General features: G+C 73.6%; 19 protein-coding genes and 1 pseudogene. 9 read left to right on the top strand and 11 right to left on the bottom strand.

Going from position 1 to position 22,087, the window contains the following annotated elements:
• Nucleotides 1–184 precede the first annotated feature (184 nt).
• The 3 genes from BFV98_RS09910 to surE are packed head-to-tail and all read left to right on the top strand — an operon-like array spanning nucleotide 185 to nucleotide 2,201.
• Nucleotides 185–397 carry a hypothetical protein gene (locus tag BFV98_RS09910; RefSeq protein WP_013285200.1) on the top strand — a complete coding sequence of 71 codons (213 nt, stop codon included), beginning with the start codon at nucleotides 185–187 and terminating at the stop codon, nucleotides 395–397.
• 42 nt (nucleotides 398–439) lie between these two features.
• The gene (locus BFV98_RS09905) at nucleotides 440–1,381 is read left to right on the top strand and encodes a 1-phosphofructokinase family hexose kinase (RefSeq protein ID WP_030270785.1); all 942 of its coding nucleotides are present in this window, start codon (nucleotides 440–442) and stop codon (nucleotides 1,379–1,381) included.
• Nucleotides 1,371–2,201, top strand: a complete 831-nt coding sequence (gene surE, locus BFV98_RS09900) for a 5'/3'-nucleotidase SurE (RefSeq protein ID WP_071095956.1) — start codon at nucleotides 1,371–1,373, stop codon at nucleotides 2,199–2,201. The genes BFV98_RS09905 and surE overlap by 11 nt, the downstream gene beginning before the upstream one ends.
• A gap of 48 nt (nucleotides 2,202–2,249) precedes the next feature.
• Here surE and BFV98_RS09895 read toward each other — a convergent pair whose 3' ends face one another.
• Together BFV98_RS09895 and BFV98_RS09890 are read right to left on the bottom strand one after the other, a co-directional pair.
• Nucleotides 2,250–2,477, bottom strand: a complete 228-nt coding sequence (locus BFV98_RS09895; RefSeq protein ID WP_013474689.1) for a hypothetical protein — start codon at nucleotides 2,475–2,477, stop codon at nucleotides 2,250–2,252.
• Between the two features lie 68 nt (nucleotides 2,478–2,545).
• Entirely contained in the window at nucleotides 2,546–3,373 is an 828-nt protein-coding gene (locus BFV98_RS09890) for an alpha/beta fold hydrolase (RefSeq protein ID WP_013285204.1), read from the bottom strand.
• A gap of 96 nt (nucleotides 3,374–3,469) precedes the next feature.
• On the opposite strand from BFV98_RS09890, the gene BFV98_RS09885 reads away from it, so the two are divergent.
• Nucleotides 3,470–4,504, top strand: a complete 1,035-nt coding sequence (locus BFV98_RS09885) for a sigma-70 family RNA polymerase sigma factor (RefSeq protein ID WP_071095953.1) — start codon at nucleotides 3,470–3,472, stop codon at nucleotides 4,502–4,504.
• 30 nt (nucleotides 4,505–4,534) lie between these two features.
• On the opposite strand, the pseudogene BFV98_RS32615 reads toward BFV98_RS09885, so the two are convergent.
• A pseudogene (locus BFV98_RS32615) lies at nucleotides 4,535–4,723 on the bottom strand (hypothetical protein); the annotation flags it as partial.
• Between the two features lie 286 nt (nucleotides 4,724–5,009).
• On the opposite strand from BFV98_RS32615, the gene BFV98_RS09880 reads away from it, so the two are divergent.
• Complete coding sequence (locus BFV98_RS09880; RefSeq protein ID WP_013285206.1) at nucleotides 5,010–5,501, top strand: winged helix-turn-helix domain-containing protein; 492 nt, start codon at nucleotides 5,010–5,012, stop codon at nucleotides 5,499–5,501.
• A 167-nt stretch (nucleotides 5,502–5,668) separates the two neighbouring features.
• Here the strand turns inward: BFV98_RS09880 and BFV98_RS09875 are convergent, their stop codons facing one another.
• Nucleotides 5,669–10,066 (bottom strand): S8 family serine peptidase, encoded by a 4,398-nt coding sequence (locus tag BFV98_RS09875; RefSeq protein WP_013285207.1) that lies wholly within the window; start codon nucleotides 10,064–10,066, stop codon nucleotides 5,669–5,671.
• 259 nt (nucleotides 10,067–10,325) lie between these two features.
• Between BFV98_RS09875 and BFV98_RS09870 the strand changes: the two genes are divergently transcribed.
• Both BFV98_RS09870 and BFV98_RS09865 read left to right on the top strand, forming a co-directional pair.
• Nucleotides 10,326–10,895: a winged helix-turn-helix domain-containing protein gene (locus tag BFV98_RS09870; protein ID WP_013285208.1), complete on the top strand. Its 570-nt coding sequence runs from the start codon at nucleotides 10,326–10,328 to the stop codon at nucleotides 10,893–10,895.
• Nucleotides 10,896–11,150: 255 nt separating this feature from the next.
• Nucleotides 11,151–14,381, top strand: coding sequence for an Ig-like domain-containing protein (locus BFV98_RS09865; protein ID WP_071095952.1), 3,231 nt, complete (start codon nucleotides 11,151–11,153; stop codon nucleotides 14,379–14,381).
• Nucleotides 14,382–14,444: 63 nt separating this feature from the next.
• Here the strand turns inward: BFV98_RS09865 and BFV98_RS09860 are convergent, their stop codons facing one another.
• From BFV98_RS09860 to BFV98_RS09850, 3 genes are all read right to left on the bottom strand, one after another.
• Nucleotides 14,445–15,491 (bottom strand): zinc-dependent alcohol dehydrogenase family protein, encoded by a 1,047-nt coding sequence (locus BFV98_RS09860; protein ID WP_071095950.1) that lies wholly within the window; start codon nucleotides 15,489–15,491, stop codon nucleotides 14,445–14,447.
• Between the two features lie 393 nt (nucleotides 15,492–15,884).
• Nucleotides 15,885–16,604: a hypothetical protein gene (locus BFV98_RS09855; RefSeq protein WP_232236789.1), complete on the bottom strand. Its 720-nt coding sequence runs from the start codon at nucleotides 16,602–16,604 to the stop codon at nucleotides 15,885–15,887.
• A gap of 5 nt (nucleotides 16,605–16,609) precedes the next feature.
• Nucleotides 16,610–17,113, bottom strand: coding sequence for a SigE family RNA polymerase sigma factor (locus tag BFV98_RS09850; RefSeq protein WP_013285212.1), 504 nt, complete (start codon nucleotides 17,111–17,113; stop codon nucleotides 16,610–16,612).
• 136 nt (nucleotides 17,114–17,249) lie between these two features.
• Here BFV98_RS09850 and BFV98_RS09845 point away from each other — a divergent pair, with 136 nt between their 5' ends.
• The gene (locus BFV98_RS09845) at nucleotides 17,250–18,044 is read left to right on the top strand and encodes a DUF3152 domain-containing protein (protein WP_071095948.1); all 795 of its coding nucleotides are present in this window, start codon (nucleotides 17,250–17,252) and stop codon (nucleotides 18,042–18,044) included.
• Nucleotides 18,045–18,099: 55 nt separating this feature from the next.
• Here the strand turns inward: BFV98_RS09845 and BFV98_RS09840 are convergent, their stop codons facing one another.
• From BFV98_RS09840 to BFV98_RS09830, 4 genes are all read right to left on the bottom strand, one after another.
• Nucleotides 18,100–18,927 (bottom strand): DUF72 domain-containing protein, encoded by an 828-nt coding sequence (locus BFV98_RS09840; RefSeq protein WP_198039697.1) that lies wholly within the window; start codon nucleotides 18,925–18,927, stop codon nucleotides 18,100–18,102.
• 29 nt (nucleotides 18,928–18,956) lie between these two features.
• On the bottom strand, nucleotides 18,957–19,124 hold the full coding sequence (locus BFV98_RS32235) for a hypothetical protein (RefSeq protein ID WP_013474695.1): 168 nt from the start codon (nucleotides 19,122–19,124) through the stop codon (nucleotides 18,957–18,959).
• A 184-nt stretch (nucleotides 19,125–19,308) separates the two neighbouring features.
• Nucleotides 19,309–19,914, bottom strand: a complete 606-nt coding sequence (gene prfH / locus BFV98_RS09835; protein ID WP_071095946.1) for a peptide chain release factor H — start codon at nucleotides 19,912–19,914, stop codon at nucleotides 19,309–19,311.
• Nucleotides 19,911–21,065 carry an RNA ligase RtcB family protein gene (locus BFV98_RS09830; RefSeq protein WP_013474697.1) on the bottom strand — a complete coding sequence of 385 codons (1,155 nt, stop codon included), beginning with the start codon at nucleotides 21,063–21,065 and terminating at the stop codon, nucleotides 19,911–19,913. The genes prfH and BFV98_RS09830 overlap by 4 nt, the downstream gene beginning before the upstream one ends.
• Nucleotides 21,066–21,291: 226 nt before the next feature.
• Between BFV98_RS09830 and BFV98_RS09825 the strand changes: the two genes are divergently transcribed.
• Nucleotides 21,292–22,050: a peptidylprolyl isomerase gene (locus tag BFV98_RS09825; protein ID WP_013474698.1), complete on the top strand. Its 759-nt coding sequence runs from the start codon at nucleotides 21,292–21,294 to the stop codon at nucleotides 22,048–22,050.
• The last annotated feature ends 37 nt before the right edge of the window (nucleotides 22,051–22,087 follow it).

Raw genomic sequence — 22,087 nt, 5'->3', positions numbered from 1 at the left:
CTGCTGTTGTCGGCAGGGTAGGGCTGCCCGGCAAACCGTCCCGTGCGCGGCGCGGCGGCAGGGTGGACCGGTCAGGAATGCGCGGACCGGTCAGGAATCGAGAAGCCTCGGGCGGGCGCCCGGACCTAGCGTTTCCGGCACGGGCCTCCCCGCCGGGGAGGCCACCGGCGAGAGGTCACCGTCCATGGACACGCGCATCCGTCAGCTGCACCGCTGGTTCTCCGTCGCCTTCACCGTGACCGTCGTGATCACCTTCGTGGCGCTGGCCCAGAAGGACCCGATCGTGTGGGTCTCCTACGTGCCGCTGCTCCCGCTCGCCCTGCTCCTGATCAGCGGCCTCTACCTGTTCGCGCTGCCGTACCTGCGGCGTCGGCGCACCGCCGCGCGTACGCGCTGACCTGGGGGATTACCGGGGCCGCTCAGCGGGCAACACTGGCGGATGGAGCAGAAGGTGATGGTGTTCGCCCCGGCCCCGCTGTTGACGGTGACGATCGAGCAGCAGGGCGACGTACCCGAGCTGCACCTGCACCCCGGCGGGCAGGGGGTGTGGCAGACCCGGATGATCGCGGCGCTCGGCGTACCGGTGACCATGTGCGTGGGTCTCGGCGGCGAGGTGGGCGACGCGGTCCGCAAGCTGCTCGACGACGAGGACGTCACGGTCCGGACGGTGCGGCGGGAGTCCGGCACCGGCTGGTACGTGCACGACCGGCGCGACGGCGAGCGGACCGAGATCGCCGAGCACCCGGGGGCGCCGATGGTGCGGCACGACATCGACGAGCTGTACACGGTGACGCTCACCGAAGGGCTGCGCGCGCCGGTCAGCGTGCTCAGCGGGCCGGCCGACCCGCAGGTGGTGGACCCGGACATCTACCGCCGGCTCGCCGCCGACCTCGGCGCCAACGGCGGCAAGGTGGTGGCCGACCTGTCCGGGCCGTACCTGGAGGCGGTGCTCGACGGCGGCGTGAGCGTGCTGAAGGTCAGCCACGAGGAGCTGCTCGACGACGGCCTGGCCAAGGACGACAGCGTCGAGGCGCTGCGCGACGCCGGCCGCCGGTGCCAGGAGCGGGGCGCGCGGACGGTGCTGATCAGCCGCGCGGGGGAGCCCGCGCTGGCGCTGCCGGAGGACGGCGAGCCGCTGCTGGTGCACGCCCCGCCGCTGGAGCTGGCCGACCACCGGGGCGCCGGTGACTCGATGACCGCCGGGGTCGCCGCGGTGCTGGCCCGGGGCGGGGACATGCGGGAGGCGCTGCACATCGGCGCCGCCGCGGGCGCGCTGAACGTGACCCGGCACGGGCTGGGCACGGGCCGGGCCGAGGCGGTCCGCGAACTGGCCGGCCGGGTGCGGCTGACCCCGCTGGACGGCGGCGACGATGACGACTGACCGGCCGCCACGGGTGCTGGTGACCAACGACGACGGTGTGCACGCCCCCGGCATCCGCGCGCTGGCCCGGTCGGCGTACGAACGCGGGATGGACGTGGTGGTCGCGGCGCCGGAGGCCGAGGCGAGCGGGATGAGCGCGGCGCTGTCGGCGGTGACCGACGACGGGCGGCTGGTGTTCCGCGAGACCGAGCTGGACGGGCTGCCGGGTGTGCCCGCGTACGCGGTGGCGGCCTCCCCGGCGTACATCGCGGTGCTGGCCGGGCTCGGCGTGTTCGGGCCGGTGCCGGACCTGCTGCTGTCCGGCATCAACCGGGGCGCCAACGCGGGCCACGCGGTCCTGCACTCCGGCACCGTCGGCGCGGCGCTGACCGCCGGCAACAACGGCATCCGCGCGCTCGCCGTGTCGCTCGACGTGCTCACTCCGGCGGCGGCGAGCGCCGGCAGCGGTGGCGCGGCGATCGCGGTGCTGGACAGCGTGGACGACGAGTCCCGCCACTGGTCGACAGCCGCCGACCTGGCCGCGACGCTGCTGCCGTGGCTGGCCGGGGCGGATCCGGGCACCGTGCTCAACCTCAACGTGCCGGACCGGCCGGCCGATCAGGTGGCCGGGCTGCGCCAGGCGACACTCGCCCCGTTCGGTCAGGTGCAGGTGTCCGTCGCCGAGCGCGGTGAGGGGTTCGTGCGTACGGCTGTGGAGGCGAACGCGGTCCGCGCGGTCCCCGGCACCGACATCGCCTGGCTGGCCGACGGGTACGCGGCGGTCACCGCGATCCGGGCGCTCGGGCACCTGCCCGACGTGGAGCTGCCGGTCGACGGCTGAGGACGGCTCCGCCCCGCCACCGTCGCACGGGTGGCGGGGCGGAGAGCGTCACTCGCCGGCCGCGCGGCGGCGGTCGGCCTCGGCGTCGGCGGCACCCACCGGGGTGCCGTCGCTGTCCCGGTCGGCCCGGGACAGGTCCACGTCGGCGCCGGCCCGGGCGGCGTCGGCAGCCGCGTCGTCGGCGCCGACGACCTCACCGCCGTCGGTCTGTCCGTCGTCGGGGACCAGCCGTCCGGCGGCGGCCAGCCCGATCGGTGCGTACCTGGGGTCGGTCATCTCGTCCTCCTCACCGGTGCTCCTGTGCAAGCGGTACCCCGGTACGGGACGCGGCACACGCGCGCGGGTCAGCGGCCCCGGTCGAGGAAGTCCAGGGTGACCGCGGCGAACAGCGGCGACTGGTCGATGTCGTAGTGGGTCAGGCCGGGCAGGATCGCCAGCGCGTGCCCGCCCGCCGGGCGGCCCTCGCCCGTCCAGCCGCCGTCGCGCCGGCCGCCGTCGAGCAGCCCGAACACCTCGACGAAGTGGCTCGGCGGGGCCATGTCGGCGTCGGCGGCCACCACGAGCGTCGGCACCCGCAGGGCACGGACCTGCTCGGTGAGGTCGAAGTCCTTCCGCATCGCCTCACCGATCTTGTCGAGCAGCCGGGGGAAGTCCTCCGGACGGGGCGCGACCCGCTGGTACAGCTCGTACATCGGGGTGTCCTTCATGTACTCGGCCGCCGCGGCGCCGACCTGGCCCTGCTGCGCCAGCAGTTCCGGGTAGACGGCGTCGCGGCGGATGTGCGCGGACGCGGCGACCAGGCGGCCGACCTTCTCCGGGTGCCGGAAACCGGTGTGCAGGGCGACACCGCCGCCGAGGGAGAAGCCGACCACGTCCGGCCGGTCCAGCCCGAGGTGGTCGATCAGCGCGGCCACGTCGTCGGCCATCAGCGCCATGTCGAGCGGCCGGTCCACGTCGGCGGTGCGGCCGTGCCCCTGGAGGTCCACCAGGATCACCCGGTGCCTCGCGGTGAGCGCGGGCAGGATCGGGGCGAACATCTCGCCCGAGCAGAGGCCGCCGTGCAGCAGGATCATCGGCCGGCCCTCGCCGTGCGTCTCGTGGTAGAGGTGGACGCCGTTGACGTCGGCGTACCGCCCCGGGGCGTGGGTCTCGTCGCGCTGCGCTGTGGTCATCGGTGCTCCTCGGACGTGGTGACCTGACGGCTGTCAGACCGGCCGGGCGGCACCGACTCATCGGTGCGGGCTCGAACGTGCTCGCATTGACGCAGCATGTGGGCTAGTTTCGGCGGGGTGAGCGAGGTGGCGAGCGTCCCCGTCGAGGCGCAACTCGAGGCGTACCGGTCGGAGCTGACCGGCTACTGCTACCGGATGCTGGGTTCGGCCTTCGAGGCCGAGGACGCGGTGCAGGACACGTTCGTCCGTGCCTGGCGTAATTTCGACAAGTTCGAGGGGCGGTCCGCGCTGCGGACCTGGCTCTACCGGATCGCGACGAACGTCTGCCTCACCATGTCCACCAGCGCGCAGCGCCGGATCCGGCCGATGGACCTCGGTCCGGCCGGCGTCGGCACCGCCAGCCACCCCGGCGAGCCCCGCCCGGAGCAGATCTGGCTCGGCCCGGCGCCCGACGACCGGGTGCTGCCCGAGGTCGCCGATCCGGCCGAGGTGGTCGCCGGCCGGGAGTCGGTCCGGCTGGCGTTCGTCGCGGCGTTGCAGCACCTGCCGCCGAAGCAGCGGGCCGTGCTGATCCTGCGCGAGGTGCTGGCCTGGTCGGCCCAGGAGGTCGCCGACCTGCTCGACACGTCGGTGGCGAGCGTCAACAGCGCGCTGCAACGGGCGCGGGCCACGCTCGCCTCGGCCGACACCGAGGCCGAGGTGCGCCGGCCGCTCGACAGCGAGCAGCAGGCGCTGCTCGCCCGTTACGTGCGGGCCTTCGAGGCGTACGACCTGGCGGCGCTCACCGCGCTGCTGCACGAGGACGCGACGCTGTCGATGCCGCCGCTGCCGCTGTGGCTGCGCGGTCCCGAGCACATCGCGGCGTGGATGGCCGGCACGGGCAGCGGCTGCCGCGGCTCCCGCCTGGTGCCGACCGCCGCCAACGGGATGCCGGCGTTCGGGCACTACCGGCGCGACCCCGACGGCTCAGGCCACGTGCCCTGGGCGCTGATCGTGATCGGCGTCTCCGGCGGCCGGATCACGTCGCTCAACAACTTCCTCGACGTCGAGCGCCTGTTCCCGCTGTTCGGGCTGCCGGACCGGCTCGAGGAGGGTGCCGGCCAGCCCGAGCAGGCCGGCGAGCTCGCGTAGGTCGTCGCCCGCGCCGCGTACCTCCAGCCGCCAGCCGAACCGCCGCGCGGTCAGGCGGATCCGTGCCAGCACCTCGACCGTGACCAGGTCGGGCGCGGTCACCGCGGACACGTCGCACACCACCACGCCCCGGTCGCGGCCACGCAGCGCCTCGGCCAGTTCGGCGCAGCGGGCCGCGATGTCCGCGCGGGTCGGCGTCCCGTCGGCCAGGCAGAGCATGTGGGTGATCACACGCATTGGACCGCCGTACGCCCCGGCTCTCATCGGTACGCGTGCGCCGACGCAACTTGCCTCGAACACCTTGTTGCTGGCAGTTACATCGACGTTAACTGCTATACCAATCATCGGTGCTCGGCTATATGATCCCGGTAGTTCACCCCGAAGCCTCACGAAACCGCAGCTCCCGCACCCCTCGGGTCGAACTCCGCAAGCCAGGTGCCTCCGCATCGTCGTGCCTGGCGACCGCCCGGCGTTGTGGTTCGGCCTGCCGGAAAGGTGGGAACGGATGACAGGGCTCCCGTCCTTGGTCATCGGCATCGCGTCCTCGTCGGCCGAGCGCCGGCAGCTCGCCCAACTGCTCGGCGGCACCGAGTCGTTCCTGATCGTGTCCAGCGCCCATCAGGCCCGCCGCTTCCTCGACCTGGTACGCCGGCCCGCGCTCGCCCCGGCGCCGCACCCGCCCGCGAGTGACGAGGCGCCGGCCGAGCCACCCGGGCGGGAACTGGCCGTCGACTCCGACCGGCGGGTGCTGCGCTGGCGGGAGCGGGAGATCGGGTTGACGCCGCTGGAGCACGACCTGCTCGTCTGCCTCACCGGTACGCCCGGCCAGGTGTGGACGTACGCGCGGCTGCACCGCGCCGTCTGGGGCAACGACCACCTCGGGCGGGGCTCGGACATGCACTCCGTGGTACGCCGCCTCCGCCGCAAGCTGGGCCGCCTGGACGCCCCCGCCATGATCCACGCCGTCCGAGGCGTAGGCTTCCGCCTCACCCCGTAACCCCTGACCCCCGTCCCCTCCCGCCCTCGCCGTTGATCTTGCAGTTACGGCCCCTTGGGTGGGGCTTTTGTCTGCCTTGCCGGGGCCGCGAGTGCAAGATCGCCGGGGAAAGGGGGCGGCCCGCCCGGCGGGTGTGCCGGGCGGGCCGTCCTCGTCAGCCGCTGGGGTCAGCAGCGGGTGGGGGAGAGGGTGAAGTCCTCAACCGTGGGCGTGCTGCTGTTGATCCTCGTCTGGCGCGTCTGGGGCTTCCAGCCGTCCTTCGCGACGATCAGCGTCAGCGGGTTGTTGCGCCGGTCCATCCAGTAGGCGTACCGGCCCTGGGCGTCGGTGGTGAAGGTGTACGAGTTCGCCCAGGAGTCGACCTGCACGGTCACGCCCGCCAGCGGCGCGGTGGCGCCCTGGCAGCTCTTGCCGGAGACCGTGCCGGACAGCTTGCCCCAGGTGGTCGGCGGCTGCGCGATCATCGTCACCGCCACCGGCTCCACCGTGTACGGGGTGTTCTCCTTGATCACCACGGAGGCCGAGTACGTGCCGGGCTGGTCGACGTTCGCGGCCATCCCGACCGTGACGGTGACCTTCTCACCCGGTGCCAGCGTGACCTTCGACTTGTCGACGGTCAGCCAGCTCACGTCGGCCGCGCCCTCGGCGCACTCGCCGAAGCCGGGCAGGACCTCGCTGTCCTTGGTGGCCGTGAAGCCGCCCGACGAACCGCCGATCTTGTAGAACCCGCAGGCCGCGCCACCCCGGTAGCGGGGGGCGTTGGCGTTGGGCAGGTTGGCCCACGAGTTGGTCGCCGGGTCGAACGCGAAGCCGGCGTTGGTGATGGCGCCGCCCTGCGACCCGCCGACGACCAGCAGCTTGCCGTTCGCCACCGCGTACGAGGAGGCCCAGCTGTCGGCCGGCGCGTCCGGGATGGCGGTCCAGGCGCCCGCGGCCGGGTCGAAGGCGTAACCGACCTTCTGCGACGTGGTGCCGTCGTTGCCACCGGTGCAGTAGACGGTGCCGTCGATCCCGCCGCAGGACAGGAACGCCACCGACTTCGGGTACGCCGGCAGCGTCTCCCAGGCGTCGGCGCCCGGGTCGTACCGGACCACAGAGTTGGCCATCGGCGTGCAGCTCGCTGTGGTGCAGCCGCCGATCGCGTACAGCTTGCCGCCCGCGACCGCCTGGCCGGCCGCCGCGCGCGGCGCCGGGTTGTCGGCCTTGCGGGTCCAGGTGTTCGCCGCCGGGTCGTACGAGAAGGTGGCGGCGTCCGGTCCGGCGGCACCCCAGCCACCGGTGGCGATGATCTTGCCGTCGAGCACGCCGACCGTCATGGCGTTACGTGCGCCGGGCAGGTCGGCGATGCCGGTCCACGCCTGGGTGATCGGGTCGTACCGGTAGTTCTTGGCGCTCGACGCGGTGCCGTCGCCACCGGCGATGGAGTAGACGGTGCCGTCGACGTTGACGACCCGGTTGTCCATCACGTTCGCCGGGTAGCCCGGGATGGTGGTCCAGGGGTCCGCCTGCGGTGCGGCGGCGGCGATCGCGTTCGACGACTTGCCCGACGAGCGGGCCGCGAACGACGTGGCGGCGGTCAGCCGCTGGACCGGCGCGCCGGTGGAGCCGAGCAGCGCCTGCTCGGACAGCCGGGAGCCGTCGGCCCGTTGCAGCACGAACCCGCCGTCGCGCTCACTGAACTCGGCGGTGACCGGGGCCCCGCCGGTGTTCGTGACGGTGAACGTCTTGCTGACCTTCCCGCTGGGCATCCGGACCGTGCCGGTGATCGAGGTCGGCTTCACCGACAGCCGGCCGGCGGCGAGCTGGAAGTTGGCCGCTGTGGCCCAGTCCTCCTCGACCGCCACCTGCTTGGTCTGGCTCACGTAGTTGCCGGCACCGGCGGTGAACGGGTGCGTCCCGGTCAGCGACGAGAACATCCAGTAGAAGCCGTCGGGCAGCTCGGTGTCGTCCGGCGTGGCGACTGTGGTGGCCTTCTCCGCCGGGCGGTCCTTGCTGGTCACCGTGGCGCCGTTGACGTAGCTGTTGTCGTTCTTGTCGCGGACGTGGCCGAGCACCAGGCCGCCCTTGACCGGCTTGCAGACGAGCTTGCTGCCGATGAGGACGTTGTCGACCTGCCACCACCATTCCCAGCTCGCCTCGTAGTAGTGGAAGCGCACCTGCACCTGCGACTGGCCGGCCGCCTGCGGGATCGGCACCTCGGTCACCCGCGGGCCGCGGACGTCGGCCGCCTGCCGGAGCACGTTGCTCCACGTGGTGCCGCCGTCCAGGCTCAGGTCCACGTCCGCGCGGTCGCTGTTGAGCCAGTTGTAGTCCTGGTTGAACCGGATCACCGGCGCGGTCACGCCGGTCAGGTCGACCACCGGGCTGACCAGCGACGTGTCCTGCCGCCCGCCGCTGCCGTAGTTGTCGCTGTCGATGATGGCGAAGTTGCCGCTGCCGCCGGTCAGGTTGCCGCGCTCACCGGCGTCGGTGAACTCCCAGACCTGGCCGGTGCCGGCGTTGTCCACCACGGTCCAGCCGTCCGGGACACCGGTGCCGTCGAACGTCTCGTACTCGCCGTCGGAGCTGACGGTGTAGCCGGGGGCGGTGGTGCACGCCTCCGGGTTCGCCTGCACCGCGATGTTGGCGGTCACGTTGCCCGTGCCGACGGTGACCTCCTTGGTGGTGGTCAGGTAGCCGGCGTACTGCGGCTCGACCTTGAGCCGGTACGTCGCCCCGGACGGCAGCGACAGGCTGTAGCGGCCGGTCGTCGGCGTCGTGTAGTCGGAGATCGGCGTGCCCTCGACGCTCACCTTCGCGTACAGCGGCCAGCCGTGCCCGGACCCGTCGGTGACCTGCCCGCTGACCGTGACGCTCGCTACCGCGGTGAGCGCCACGTCGAGCGTGGTCGTCGTGTTCGCGGTGATCGTCGCCGGCAGGGTGCGGGTCGCGTACCCGAACGCCGAGACGACCACCTGGTAGTCGCCGGCCGGCAGGAGCGAGGAGTACGTCCCGTCCGCGCCGGTGGTCAGCGTGCGATCGGCCGCCCCGGACAGGGTGACAGTCGCGCCGGCGATCCCGGCCCCGGTGGCGGCGTCGGTGACCTTGCCGGCCAGCGTGCCGTTGTCGCCGATGGGGGCGGCGGCGAGCAGCGCGAGCGCGTCCAGGCGGCCCTCACCGTAGACGTTGTTGTCGTCGGTGGTGCCGCCGCACTGCGAGTCGCCCTTGTCGATCGCCGTGTCGTTGAGCAGCGCGCGGGTCGCCGTGATGTCGCCGACCAGCGTGGGCGCCGCCGACCAGAGCAGCGCGATCGCGCCGGCCAGGTGCGGCGCCGCCATCGAGGTGCCGCTGATGCTGGCGTACGAGTTGGTCGGCACGCTGGAGCGCACGTTCACACCAGGCGCCGAGATGTTCGGCTTGATCTCGCCGTTCTGCCCGGTACCCCGGGACGAGAAGCTGGCGATGTTGTTGTTGACGTCGTACGCGCCGGCCGAGTAGTTGCTCGCCAGGCTGCCCGGTGAGCCGCTGGTCTGGCAGGACGGGCCGTTGTTGCCGTTGGACCAGACGCCGAAGATGCCGGAGGCGGTCCACGCGTTCGTGACGTCCTCCATGAACGGCTCGTTCGACGGCGCCGTGGTGCCCCACGAGTTGTTGATGATGTTCGGCCGCTTGCTGGCGTCCGGGTTCTGCCCGTTGAGGTCGGTGGGCTCCAGCATCCACTGGCCGGAGGAGATCAGCGCGGCGTCGGACGGGCAGCACCCGTTCGCGGCGATCCACTTGACCTCGGGGGCGACACCGATCTGGTTGGCCCCGTCGGCGCCGGCCATGGTGCCCATGGTGTGCGTGCCGTGGCCGTCGGAGTCGCACGGCGCGGTGGCGCACTCGCCTGCGGCGTCGAACCAGTTGTAGTCGTGGTCGAAGGTGCCGTCACCGTTGTTGCCCCGGTAGGCGTTCACCAGCGCCGGGTGGTTGAACTGGACGCCGCTGTCGATGCTCGCCACCGTGATCCCGGCGCCCTTGACGCCGTACTGGGACCAGACGTCGTCGGCGTTGATGTTGGCGATGCCCCACTCCAGGGCGTTCGCCGACTTCTCGTCCGTGCCGGGGGTGGTCTCCGGCAGCTTGTACTCCACCGGCGCGTACAGGCCGTCCACCTCGGAGTGGGCGGCGAAGTTCTGCGCCATGGTCAGCGAGCCGTCGGTGACCTTGATGGCGTTCGTCGCCCAGAAGGTCTGGTACTTCGTGCCCGAGCGGTCCAGCTCGGCGCGGATCTTCGACTGGCTGTCGGCGGCTGTCTTCTTCAGCGCCGCCGCGACGGCGGCGCCGCGCTCGTTCCAGTCCTTGATCGAGGCGGCCTTGCTCAGGTCCGCCTTGGCGCCGAAGTGGATCCAGAAGTCGCCCTCGCTCTTGCCCTGGAGCTGGCGGGTGAGCTCGGGACGGATCTTGTCGCCGGCCGCCGCGCCCGCGCCCGTCTCGGCCTGTGCCGCAGTGCCGGTCGCGGCCAGCGCGGTGGCGGCGAGCACCAGGGCGGCGCCCGCGCTCACCAGCCGCCGGGCCGGGCCCCATCTGTGTGGACGTCTCAGCATCGGTGCTGCCTCCTCCTCCGATGACCCGCTGATGATCGAGCCATGGCAGAAGGGCCAGGAGACGTGCTCTCCCGACTGCTACACCGGTGTGAAAAGAACCCCCCAGGCCCCCTAGGCGCCGTGCGGGTCTGCGCCGGACGCCTGAGTGGACACTATGATCGACAGCAAGGAACGATCAATGACCGTACGTGAGCAACATGTCACCAACAGGCCCCCGGATCGGGCGGCCTGTTGACAGTTTTTGTCACGGTGGGGCGCGGTGACGACTGACGGCACGAACGCGGCGAACTCCGGCACCGACCCGTCGGAGCGCCCCTTCTCGCTCGTCATCGGGGTGACGTCGTCCCCGGCCGAACGGCTGCGGCTGACCGAGCTGCTGGACGGCGTCGCGCCCCTTCTGATGGTCGCCGATCTGGACGAGCTGCGCGAGTTGATCACGGATGCGCCGGCCTCGGCGCACGCACCTGCCCCGGCCGTCGCGCCGGCTGCGCCCGTACCCCGGGACAAGCCCGCACCGGACGGCGCGCTGGTGATCGACGCGGCCCGGTCGACCGCCCGGTGGGGCAACCGGGAGACCGCCCTGACCCGGCTGGAACGCGACCTGCTGACCTGCCTGACCGTCGAGCCGGTACGGGTGTGGAGCTACGCCGAGCTGCACCACGCGGTCTGGCACGACGCGCCGACGCACGGCCGGGCCGACGTGCAGTCCCTGGTCAAGCGGTTGCGCCGTAAGCTCGACGAACTGGGCACCGGCGTCACCATCGCGGCGGTACGCGGCGTCGGCCTGCGGCTGACCGACCACCGCCACCCCCGGGTACGGGGCGACTGACCCACCCCTGGGTCCGCTGTGTAAGGCCGCACGTTGCGGACCGGACGGCGCGCACGGCCGGACGGTGACAGCCGGTGACCCGATCGGTGGAGGCGCCCTGCCGGTGTGGCCGGAATTGATGGCGACCGGTCGATTACCGGTGCGGCACGTATCGCGAGAAGTCTTTGCCTCCTACGGTGGCGTCCGGCACGCGGACGGAGGGGACTCGGGAATCACCCGAGGGGGCCGTCCCGGCGGACAGGGAGAGTTGTCTCGATGCGAGTTTGGCTTCGCGCGGTGACGGTCGTCGTCGCCGGCGCGGTCGTGGTGGCGGGAGTGCCGGCGCTCGCCGCCACCGTCACCGTGCGGGACGCCGGCGTGGCCGGCCACACCGGCGCACAGGCGACGGGAAGCAGCGCCGCGCTCGGCGCCGCGCGCACCACGGCGACCCGTGCGCTGGTCACCCCCGGGGACACCCGGCTGATGCCGACCACCCCCCGCACCGACACGCCGCGGATCACCAACGGCGAGATCGTCGACATCGAAGTGATCGGCAACCGCGTCTTCATCGCCGGCACGTTCACCTCGATCGCGAACGTCGGCGGGTCCGCGATCACGCAGCGGTCCCTGGCGTCGTACAACCTGGACACCGGCAAGGTGGACACCGGGTTCAAGCCGGTCATCGACGGCGCGGTCGCCGCGGTGGAGGCGTCGCCGGACGGCAAGTCGCTCTACATCGCCGGCGCGTTCAACACCGTCAACGGCGTCACCAAGCGCAAGATCGCCCGGCTGAACCCGACCACCGGCGCGCCGGTCGCCGCGTTCACCGCCACCGCGAACGCGCGGGCCACCGCGCTGGCTGTCAGCGCCAACGCCGTCTACGTCGGCGGCCAGTTCGCCACCGTCAACGGCGTCAGCCGCAGCGGCCTGGCCGCGCTCAACCCCACCACCGGCGCCGTCGACACCGGCTTCAACCTGCCGGTCACCGGCGGCATCGGCGTCGGCGGCATGCTCACCGTGCAGCAGCTCAAGCTCACCCACGACCGCAGCAAGCTGCTGGTCGTGCACACCGGCCGCCAGATCGCCGGCCAGGACCGCTACGGCGTGGCGCTCATCGGTACGGCCACCAAGGCGCTGCTGCCGTGGCGTACCCGGCTGTGGGAGGACAACCTCTCCTTCGTCGGCGGCATCCAGCGCGTCTTCGCCGGTGACATCGCGCCGGACGACTCGTACTTCGTGGTCACCAGCGGCTCCGGCGGCGACCGGCCGCCGATCAACGACACCGCCATCGCGTACCCGCTGACCGGAAACGACAACGTCGAGCCGCTCTGGATCTCCCGGCACTTCGACAGCATCTACTCGGTCGCGATCACCGACACCGCCGTCTACGTCGGCGGCCACTTCAGCTGGCAGGAGTCGCCCACGTCGAACGTGCCGTGGCCCGGCCTGGACAACGTCGGATACGGCACCGGCCAGGGGCTCAGCGGCTACGGCCTCGGCGACCAGGTGGTCCGCCGCGACCACCTCGGCGCGCTGGACCCGCTCACCGGCACCGCGCTGGAGTGGAACCCCGGCTCCAACTCGTACGAGGGCGAGAAGGCGATGCTCGCCACCTCGCGCGGCCTGCTCGTCGGCGGCGACGGCAACGTCAAGGGCGGCAAGACCACCGGCCGGGTGGCCTTCTTCGACCTCTCCAAGCAGCCCGCGCCCGCGGCGCTGGACACCACCGTCACGACGCCGATCGAGGGCGCGGTGAAGCCGGCCGGCGAGTCGTTCACGATCAGCGGCCAGGCGCTCGCCCCGGCCGGCGTGGCGCGGGTCCAGCTGGAGATCCAGGACCGCAACAGCGGCAAGTACCTCCAGGCCGACCTGACCACCTGGGGCGCGTTCAAGGCGATCAACACGACTGTCGCCGCGCCGAACGCCACCTCCACCACGTGGAGCCTGCCGGTGACGCTGCCGGCCGGCGTCTACCAGTTGCAGGCGAAGACGTTCGACCGCAAGGGGGCCGGCGACACCACCAAGGCGGTCAAGAAGATCGAGACGTTCCGCTTCGACGACCTGCCGCCGTCGACCCGGATCAGCTCGCCGTCGGCCGGCCTGCTCGCCACGCAGACCTTCGTGGCCTCCGGCACCGCCACCGACGACAAGGGCGTCAACTCGCTCATCTACTCGTTCCGCACGCCCGACAACCGGTACCTCCAGGACGACGGCACCGTCGCCGCCGTCTACAACACCTTCCGCGGCGAGCCGGACGTGATCGGCGCGACGTCCACCACCTGGCAGTACGAGGTCACGCTGCCGGTCGAGGGACAGTGGAAGATGACCGCCACCGCCGTCGACACGACCGGGCAGAGCGACCTGCGCGGCGACACCCGCGACTGGACCGTGTCGGCCAACGGCGTACCGCCGACAGTGGCGATCACCTCGCCGGTGGCGATGACCCCGCCGGGCAACTCGGCGCCGTTCACCGTCGCGCCCGGTGGCGCGGTCACGTTCGCCGGTACGGCGAGCGACGACGACGCCCTGAAGTCGGTCGAGATCTACCTGCGCAACAACACCACCCGCGAGGCGCTCGCCAGCGACGGTACGTGGGGCGCCGACTCGGTCGCCGGCTACCACCGGATCTCCCCGACCAACCTCGACGCCGCGACGTTCGACTGGTCGTTCACCACGGTGCCGCTCACCCCGGGCGTCTACGACTTCCGGGTACGGGCGACCGACAAGCTCGGCCTGACCACGTCCAGCACCAACATGGGCCGGCTCACAGTCACCGCCCAGGTGCCCGGCGACTCCTTCCCGAACGGGCTGCTCAGCTTCACCGGCACCAACCAGGACGTCGACCAGCTGCACCTGGACCTGACCGGCACGGCGACCGACGACAAGGGCGTGCGGGCGGTCCGGATCGCGCTGCGCGACCTGGACACCGGCCGGTACGTGCAGCCCAACGGCACCATGGCCGCCGCGTTCGCCACGGTCGACGCGACGCTCGCCGCGTCCGGCGCGACCAGCACCGCGTTCACGCTCTCGATCGACCTGCCCACGCGCGGCACGTACAGCGTGGAGGCGTGGGCCGTGGACACCGCCGGTCAGCAGGACAACTCGACCAGCGGCGCCACCGCCCGCTACCTGGTCTACCCGGGTGACACCGACCCGACGCTGGAGCCGAGCATCACGCCGGTCGAGGGTCAGGCGTACACCGGTGGCCGGATCGTGATCACCGGCCGGGCCGTGGACGACGGCGGGATGCAGAAGGTCGAGGTGCAGATCGGCAACAGCGCCGGTCAGGGCATGAACTCGGCCGGCACGTTCGGCCGGGCGGGCGCGCCGACCAGCTGGCCGTGGATCGGCACGTTCCTCACCAGCCCGGGCTCGCCGGGGTCGAACTTCGCGTACACGTCGCCGGTGATCCCGGCCGGCACGTACACGGTGACGATCCGCGGCATGGACAACCGGGGGCAGTACCAGCAGCCGCCCCGTACCGTCACGGTGACCGTCACCGACTGACCGGACGGCCTCGCGGGCCGGTCCGCGCCGGGTCTCCCGGCGCCGGGCCGGCCCGTGCCCGTCTCAGGGCCGGATCAGGCACATCCCGGCGGTGGCCGGCCGGTCCATCGTGGCCAGCGCGTCAGGCGCGGCGTCGAGGTCGATGGTGCGGGTGACCAGCTCGGCCGGGCGCAGCACCCCGGCGGTGACCAGCCGCAGCATCTCCGGGTACGCGTGCGCCGGCATGCCGTGGCTGCCGCGCAGCTCCAGCTCGTACGCGATCACCAGGTCCATCGGCAGCGCGGGCCGGCCCTGCGCGGCGGGCAGCAGCCCGACCTGCACGTGCCGGCCGCGCCGGCGCAGGCCCTCGATCGACGCGACGCAGGTGGCGTGACTGCCGAGCGCGTCCAGCGACAGGTGGGCGCCCCCGCCGGTGGCCTCCCGGATCGCGGCGGCCACCTCGGCGGGACCGCCGAGCGCGCTCGCGTCCACGCAGACCGCGGCGCCGCTGCGGCGGGCCAGCTCCAGCGCGCCGGACGACACGTCCACCGCCACCACCCGCGCCCCGCTCGCCGTCGCCACCATGACCGCGGACAGGCCGACGCCGCCGCAGCCGTGCACGGCCATCCACTCGCCCGCCGCGACCCGGCCCTGCGCGACGACGGCCCGGAACGCGGTGGCGAACCGGCAGCCGAGCGCGGCAGCGGCCGCCTCGTCCAGCTCGTCCGGCAGCCGGACCAGGTTGACGTCGGCGTGCCGTACCGCGACCAGGTCGGCGAACGAGCCCCACCCGGTGAAGCCCGGCTGGGTCTGCCGCTCGCAGACCTGCTGGTCGCCGGCCAGGCAGGACGGGCACCGCCCGCACGCGCAGACGAACGGCGCTGTCACCCGGTCGCCGGGCCGCCAGCCGCGTACGTCCGCGCCGGTGGCCACGACGACACCGGCGAACTCGTGCCCCGGCACGTGCGGCAGGCGGATGTCCGGGTCGTGGCCCTGCCAGCCGTGCCAGTCGCTGCGGCACAGGCCGGTCGCGCCGACCCGGACGACCACCCCGTCCGGCGCCGGCGCCGGGTCGCCCACCTCCCGGACCTCCGGCCGTACCCCGAACTGCTCGAACACCACAGCACGCATGCCCCGATCCTCACACCCACCCGCCCCACCTCCCGCCCCGCCCCCGCCCGCCCCCGCCCTCCCGCCCCCACCCGCTCCCCGCGATCTTGCACTTGCGGCCCCGCCGATGTCGGAAATGCCCCGTCTGACCGGGCAGAAAGCGCATGATCACCGCCGCCGACCGGCCCCCCGCCCCACCCGCCCCTCTCCGACGCGTCAGGCCTCCCCACACCCTGAGCGGCCGTGGATCTTGGTGCGAGCGCGCCCTCATGAGGGCGGCTCCGTACCAAGATCCACGTAGCTCGGCCTCCTGACGCCGGTGATCAAGGAGTTTGTGTCCTCGCCGGGGCGGTTTCGGGCCGCAAACTCCTTGATCATCCGGGGGAGAGACGGGAGAAGGGGAGAGGGGCCGGGCTACAGGCGGCGGCCCTGGGCGGTGCGGGCGGTGATGCCGTCCAGGGGGGTTCCCGGGGTGAGGGTCGTCGGGTCGAACCAGAAGATCACCACATCGGGGTCCTCGCTCCAGCGGACCAGCCTCGCCTCGACCTGCCGGCCGTCGACGGTCCCGACGATGCGGGCCGCCGGACCGACGAAGTAGCCGAACGTGGGGATCGACGCGTCGGTGGGCACCCGCTGCTGGTCGTACCCGATCTCGTGGAACCCCGGCCGGCGGTCGCTGCCGGACACGTCGTTGACCAGGAAGTCCGACGTCAGGCGGCCGTCCGGCGCACGGCGGCCGGCGACCAGGCCGATCGTCACGCGCGGCAGTTGCGGCACGTCGACCGGGACCATGAAGAACACGCGCTCGTCGGCGCCGTACCGGATGCCGCTGTCCACGACCGTCCCGAGCGGTCGCGGTGGCGCCTCGGTCGGAGCCGGCGCGGCGGTCGGCGTGGGCGGGGGAGTGTCGGCGGACGCGGTGGCGACCGGCTCCCCGGCCGGGAGGTCCGGCGGGCCGGGCCGCGTCGCCACGGCGCCGACCCCGACGGCCACCGCGACCGTCGCCACCGCCGCCGCGACCCCCGCGCCGATCCGCCGGCGGCGGCGCAGCCGGCGTCCCCGGCGCATGATGTCCGCGATGTCCAGGCCGTCGGCCCGCTCGGTCGCCCGCATCACCCGGCGCAGCTCGTCCATCTCGGTCACCGGCACGTCTCCTGCGGTCGCGGCGCGGACAGACCGGCGGTACGCAGCTTCTCCAGCGCCCGCGACGAGGTGCTCTTGACGGTGCCGACGGACACGTCGAGTTCGCGGGCCACCTGGGCCTCCGGCAGGTCGAAGTAGTGGCGCAGGACGACGACGGCGCGTTCACGGGCGGTGAGCGTGCCGAGCGCGGTGACCAGCCACCGCCGGGTCGCCACCTCCTCGGCCATGTCGCCGCCGCGCCGTTCCGGCAGGTCGTCGCTCGGGTACTCGCGGATCGGCCGCCGCCAGGTGTCGACGAGGTGGTTCACCAGCACCGACCGGGCGTAGCCGTACGGGTCGCCGTTGCGGATCCGGGACCAGGACGCGTACGTGCGCACCAGCGCGGTCTGGGCGGCGTCCTCGGCGTGGTGGTGGTTGCCGGTCATGAGGAACGCGGCATGCGTCAGCCGCGCCGAGGATGCCCGCGCGAACTCGACGAACTCCGCGTCACCCCGGGCCATGCCGGTCCTCTGCACCTCTCACCCCGGTAGGGACGTGCGGGACGCGGAAAAGGTTGAGTCCCCGCCGGACCAACTTCCGCGACGGGTCACCCGTCCTCATCCCCGTGCCCCCGACCGGGTGCCGAGGGGAGACGAGATGACCAGGACCGTGGACCGGACACGCGGCGGCGCCGCCGTGATCGCGCTGGCGGTGTCGCTGGCCGGCTGCACACCGGCCGTGGCCGATCAGCCCGCAGTCGCGCCGTCCGGACCGGCCGGGCCGTCCGCCGCCGTGCCGTCCGCGTCGGCGGCGGCGCCCGTCCGGTCCCGTCCGGCGCGGATCGGCTATCCCGCCGACGGCGGCGACGAGTGGCGGTTCGCCGCCGCCGAGCCGGCCACCGGCGGGGGTACGGGCCGGCTGCTGCGCTACCGGGTGGCGGTGGAGCGCGACATCACCGGTCTGCCACCGGCCGATTTCGCGGCGCAGGTCACCGGCATCCTCACCGGCCCGGGTGGCTGGACGACCGACGGACGGATCGCCCTGCGCCGCGTCGGCGCCCGCGGGCCCGCCGACTTCACCGTCTACCTCGCCACTCCCGGTACGCGCGACGACCTGTGCGGGGACGGGCCGGACCGGTACACGTCCTGCCGTAGCGGGGACCGGGTGGTGGTCAACGTGGCCCGCTGGGTGCGCGGCGCGCCCGCCTACGGCAGCGATCTCGCGGCGTACCGCCGGTACGTGGTCAACCACGAGGTCGGCCACCGTCTGGGTCACGGGCACGAGCGCTGCCCGGGGCGGGGACGTCCGGCGCCGGTGATGCAGCAGCAGACGCTCGGCCTGCACGGCTGCACCCCGAACCCGCTGCCGTTCCTGCGCGGGGAGCGGTACGCGGGACGGTCCGGCGCGTACGACGACCGCCTGCCCCCGCCCGAGGGCGGCCGGGCAGGCTGAGCGGGCTGAGCGGGCTGAGCGGGCTGAGCGGGCTGGCGGCGATCCCACCCGGCGCTCAGAACAGCGTGGCCGGGCCGACCGGCTCCGGCTCGGGCAGCGGCGCGAGCCCGGGCACCCGCTCGCGGACCTGGTCGTGGAAGCGGCGGGCCAGCTCGGGCGCGTCGGCGTTGTCCGGCGTGTGCACGAACACGGTCGGCGAGCGGCCCTCCCGCAGCCAGCCGGTCACCACGTCCAGCCACGGCTGCCAGCCCTCGACCGTGCGGGCCGGGTCGTCGCGGCCCAGGTAGCGCACGATCGGCCGGTCGGTCAGCGCCCGGGTACGCAGCGGCAGGCGCGGCTTGCGCGTCCACGCCTCCCGCTCGGCGTCGCTCGTCGGCGGCGTCCGGAAGAACGCTGTGGTGTCGAACGGGATCCACTCCGCGCCGGCCCGGTGCAGCGTCGCCTCCAGCGCACGTACCGCACCGGGCTCGGTGAAGAAGGCGGGGTGGCGGACCTCGACGGCGTACCTGTGGGTGGTGGGCAGCGTGCGCAGGAACCGGTCGAGGTCGGGCACGTCGCCGGGGCCGAACGAGCCGGGCAGCTGGATCCAGAGCGCGTCGGCCCGGGGGCCGAGCGGCTCCATCGCGTGCAGGAACGCCCGCAGTTCGGCCTCGCCGCCGGTGAGCCGGCGCTCGTGGGTGACCACCTTCGGCAGCTTCGGCAGGAAACGGAAGCCCGGCTCGGTCTGGTCGGCCCAGGACGCCACCGTCTCCCGGGCCGGGGTGGCGTAGAACGTGGTGTTGCCCTCCACGGCGTCGCACCACCCGGCGTACGCGCGCAGCCGCTCGTGTGCGGGCAGCGGGTGCGGCAGGAAGCGGCCGGACCAGGACTTGTGCGTCCACATGGCACAGCCCACGTGCAGGCGCATCCCGGTCACCGGCAGGGCCAGCTCGTCGAGGCGCCACGCAGCGCCGCGGCCGCGAACGGACCCGTCTGGGTCAGCAGAGCGAGGCCGAGGAACCCGGCCAGCAGGAACCCGCCCGAGCCGACGAGGATCCACATCGCGACCACGGCGCGGAAGCGCTGCACGAGCGGGTTCACCGGACGCGGTCCATGTCGCGGGCGCCGTCGGTGACCTGCCCGGGGTCGGCGGAGTACGCGCTGTAGTGGCCGCTCCTTCTCCGCCGCATCAGTCCTCCTCGCGCGCCGTACGCCGGCGAGCCGGGCTGCCCGTCCGCCGCGCCCACGGTAGCCGGGGCCCTCACGCGCGGCGGACCGGGCCGTGTCAGGGACGTTCCACCCGTACCGGGTCACCGCGCACGAGCTCGTCGTGGACCCGCCAGCGGGCGTCGACGCCCGCGCGCCGGGCCGCCTCGTCGTCGGCGGCGATCCGCTGCCGCAGCAGCTCGACCGCGATCCGGCGGTTGAGGTGCAGGTGCCGTTCGGTGTCCACCACCACGGTCCGGCCGGACGGGCGGTGCGTGGCCCGGACGGCGGTGCTCGCCTTGTTGCGGTGCTGGCCGCCCGGCCCGCCGGTGCGGCACGGCACGAACTCGACGTCGGCCTCGTGGAACGGCGTGACCACCACGTCGGTCCGGCACGTCCGCGCGGTGACGTACCAGTTCTTCCGGCCGTGGCCCGTCCGGTACGGGCTGGGCGCCTGCCAGCAGAGCGTGCCGGTCCACCCGGCCGCGAACGCCTCCGCCCCGGCGCCGGTGATCCGGACCAGCACCGACCGGTAGGTGCCGGCCCGGTCGCCGGGCACCGTCTCGACCCGTTCGGTACGCAGGCCCCGCCGGACCGCCTCGCCCTCCAGGCGGGACAGCAGCCGGGCCAGCGCCCACGCGCACTCGGCCGGTCCGCGTCCGGCGGACAGCAGCAGCTCGGTCACCGGCGGCCCTTCCGGCGCTCGTCGCGGCGGCCCACGTCCGGCGTCTTGTAGGTGACCAGCGGAACCGTTGTGGTGACCGGTGTGGCGAGGTCGTGCGCCACCAGGTCGCCGATGACCTGCTCGATGCGCTTGTAGGCGGTGGGCGCCTCCTCGAACAGCAACTGCCGGTCGCCGCACACCACGATCGAGCCGACCGGCGTACGGCGCAGTTCCTCGACGGTGTGCTTGGCCCGGCCCCGGCGCAGCGCGTCGGCGCGGGACATCTTGCGCCCGGCGCCGTGGGCCACCGAGTAACCGGCGTCCGGCCCGGCGTGCGCCGCCACCAGGTAGGACGGCGTGCCACGGGTGCCGGCGATCAGCACGTCCCGGCCGTCGCCCGGCGCCGCGCCCTTGCGGTGCAGGTAGCGCCCGTCGCGGATCTCGACCAGGTTGTGGCACTGGTCGACGACCGGTTCGGTGGGTTCGGCGCCGAGCGCGTACGCGACCCGCGCGGCCAGCAGCCGCCGGTTGAGCGACCCCCACCGTACTGCCGCGTCGTGCCGGGCCAGGTAGGCGTCCGGGTCGGGCGCGGGACCGGCGCCGTGCGTCTCGGTGTGCTCGCGCAGGATCCGTTCGCCCAGCCCGCGCGACCCGGAGTGCACCACGAGCACCAGGTCACCGGCGTCCAGTCCGAGCCGCGCGGCGTGCTCCGCCGCGAGGATCGGCCCGACGCGGGCCAGTTCGACGAAGTGGTTGCCGCGCCCGACGGTGCCGAGACCGTCGAGGTGACCGGCCGGCACGTCGCCGTCGAGCACCGACCAGGCCGGGTCGTCGGCGTCCCGGTCCGGGTCGAGCGCCCGGTCCAGGTCGGGGAACCGGGCCGCGAGCCGCTCGGGTACGACCCGGCGCAGCGCGATCGGGAAGACCGCGATGCCGCACCCGATGTCGGAGCCGACGAGGAACGGGTAGAGCACGGTCGAGGACATCGCGGCGCCGATCGGCGCGCCCTTGCCGGGGTGCAGGTCGGGCATGGCGGCGACGTGCGCCATGCCGTCCAGGGCGGCGACCTGACGGCACTGGTCGAGCGCGGCGGACTCGATCCAGCTGCCGGGGGAGGAGAAGACGGAGACGGTGGCGGGCACGACGGCCCGCCCGGAGGGGTACGCGGACACAGACGCTCGTTTCTGGAGGAGAACGCGGAGGACGGCGGACGGCAGGCGGCGCGGAGGGCCTGCGGGCGGGGATGCGATCCGTCAGAACGTCATGCCGCTCAGCCTCGCGGAGGCGGCCCCGGGGCGGCAACCGACTTTCGACCCGCCGGAGCGCCCGCGTCGACATCGGGTGACCCGATCCATAGACTCCGGTCGTTCTGGTACCACGAGTCCAGGGAGGACCACCGTGTCGAGCGAAACCCGAACGCACGCCGCATTACCCCTGCTGGCCCGCCTCGCCGGGGTGAGCGTGGCCGCCGCGACGATCGTCGCCGCCGCAGGTGTCGCCGCGACCGCGGCACCCGCCGCCGACCCGGCGCCCACGAAGGGGCCGTGCGCGTACACCCCGACGCCGGACGAGCCGGCCGCCCGTCCGGTGCCGCTGCCGCCGGACCCGCGCCGCACGCCGGACCGGGGCACCGTGCGGGTCACGCTGCGCACCAACCAGGGGCCGATCGGGCTGACGCTGGACCGCGAGCAGGCGCCGTGCACCGTGCAGAGCTTCCTGCACCTGGTCCGGAAGCGCTTCTACGACCGGACGCCCTGCCACCGGCTCACCGCGTACCCGACGCTCACGGTCCTCCAGTGCGGCGACCCGTCCGGGACGGGCGAGGGCGGCCCGGGCTACCGCTACCGCGACGAGCTGCCCACCGACCTGCCGCCCGCACCGACCGACCCGACGGGCGTACGCCGCCTGTACGCGCGCGGCACGCTCGCCATGGCCAACGCCGGCCCGGACACCAACGGCAGCCAGTTCTTCCTGGTGCAGGCCGACTCGGCGCTGCGTCCCAACTACACCGTCTTCGGTCAGGTCGACGCGGCCGGGCTGGCCACGCTGGACCGGATCTCGGCCGGCGGCATCGCGCCCACCCCCGAGGACCCGGCTCCGGTCGACGGCGCCCCGGCGGTGCCGGTGGAGATCTGCCGCGCCAAGCAGGGCCGCTGACGCGACGGCCCGGCGGGACGGCCGTCCAGGCCGCCCG

Source organism: Micromonospora sp. WMMB235 (genome assembly GCF_001855515.1).
GTDB classification, from domain to species: Bacteria; Actinomycetota; Actinomycetes; order Mycobacteriales; family Micromonosporaceae; genus Micromonospora; species Micromonospora aurantiaca.
The sequence above is the reverse complement of the archived record's forward strand: the minus strand, read 5'-3'. Positions and strand labels throughout refer to the sequence as shown.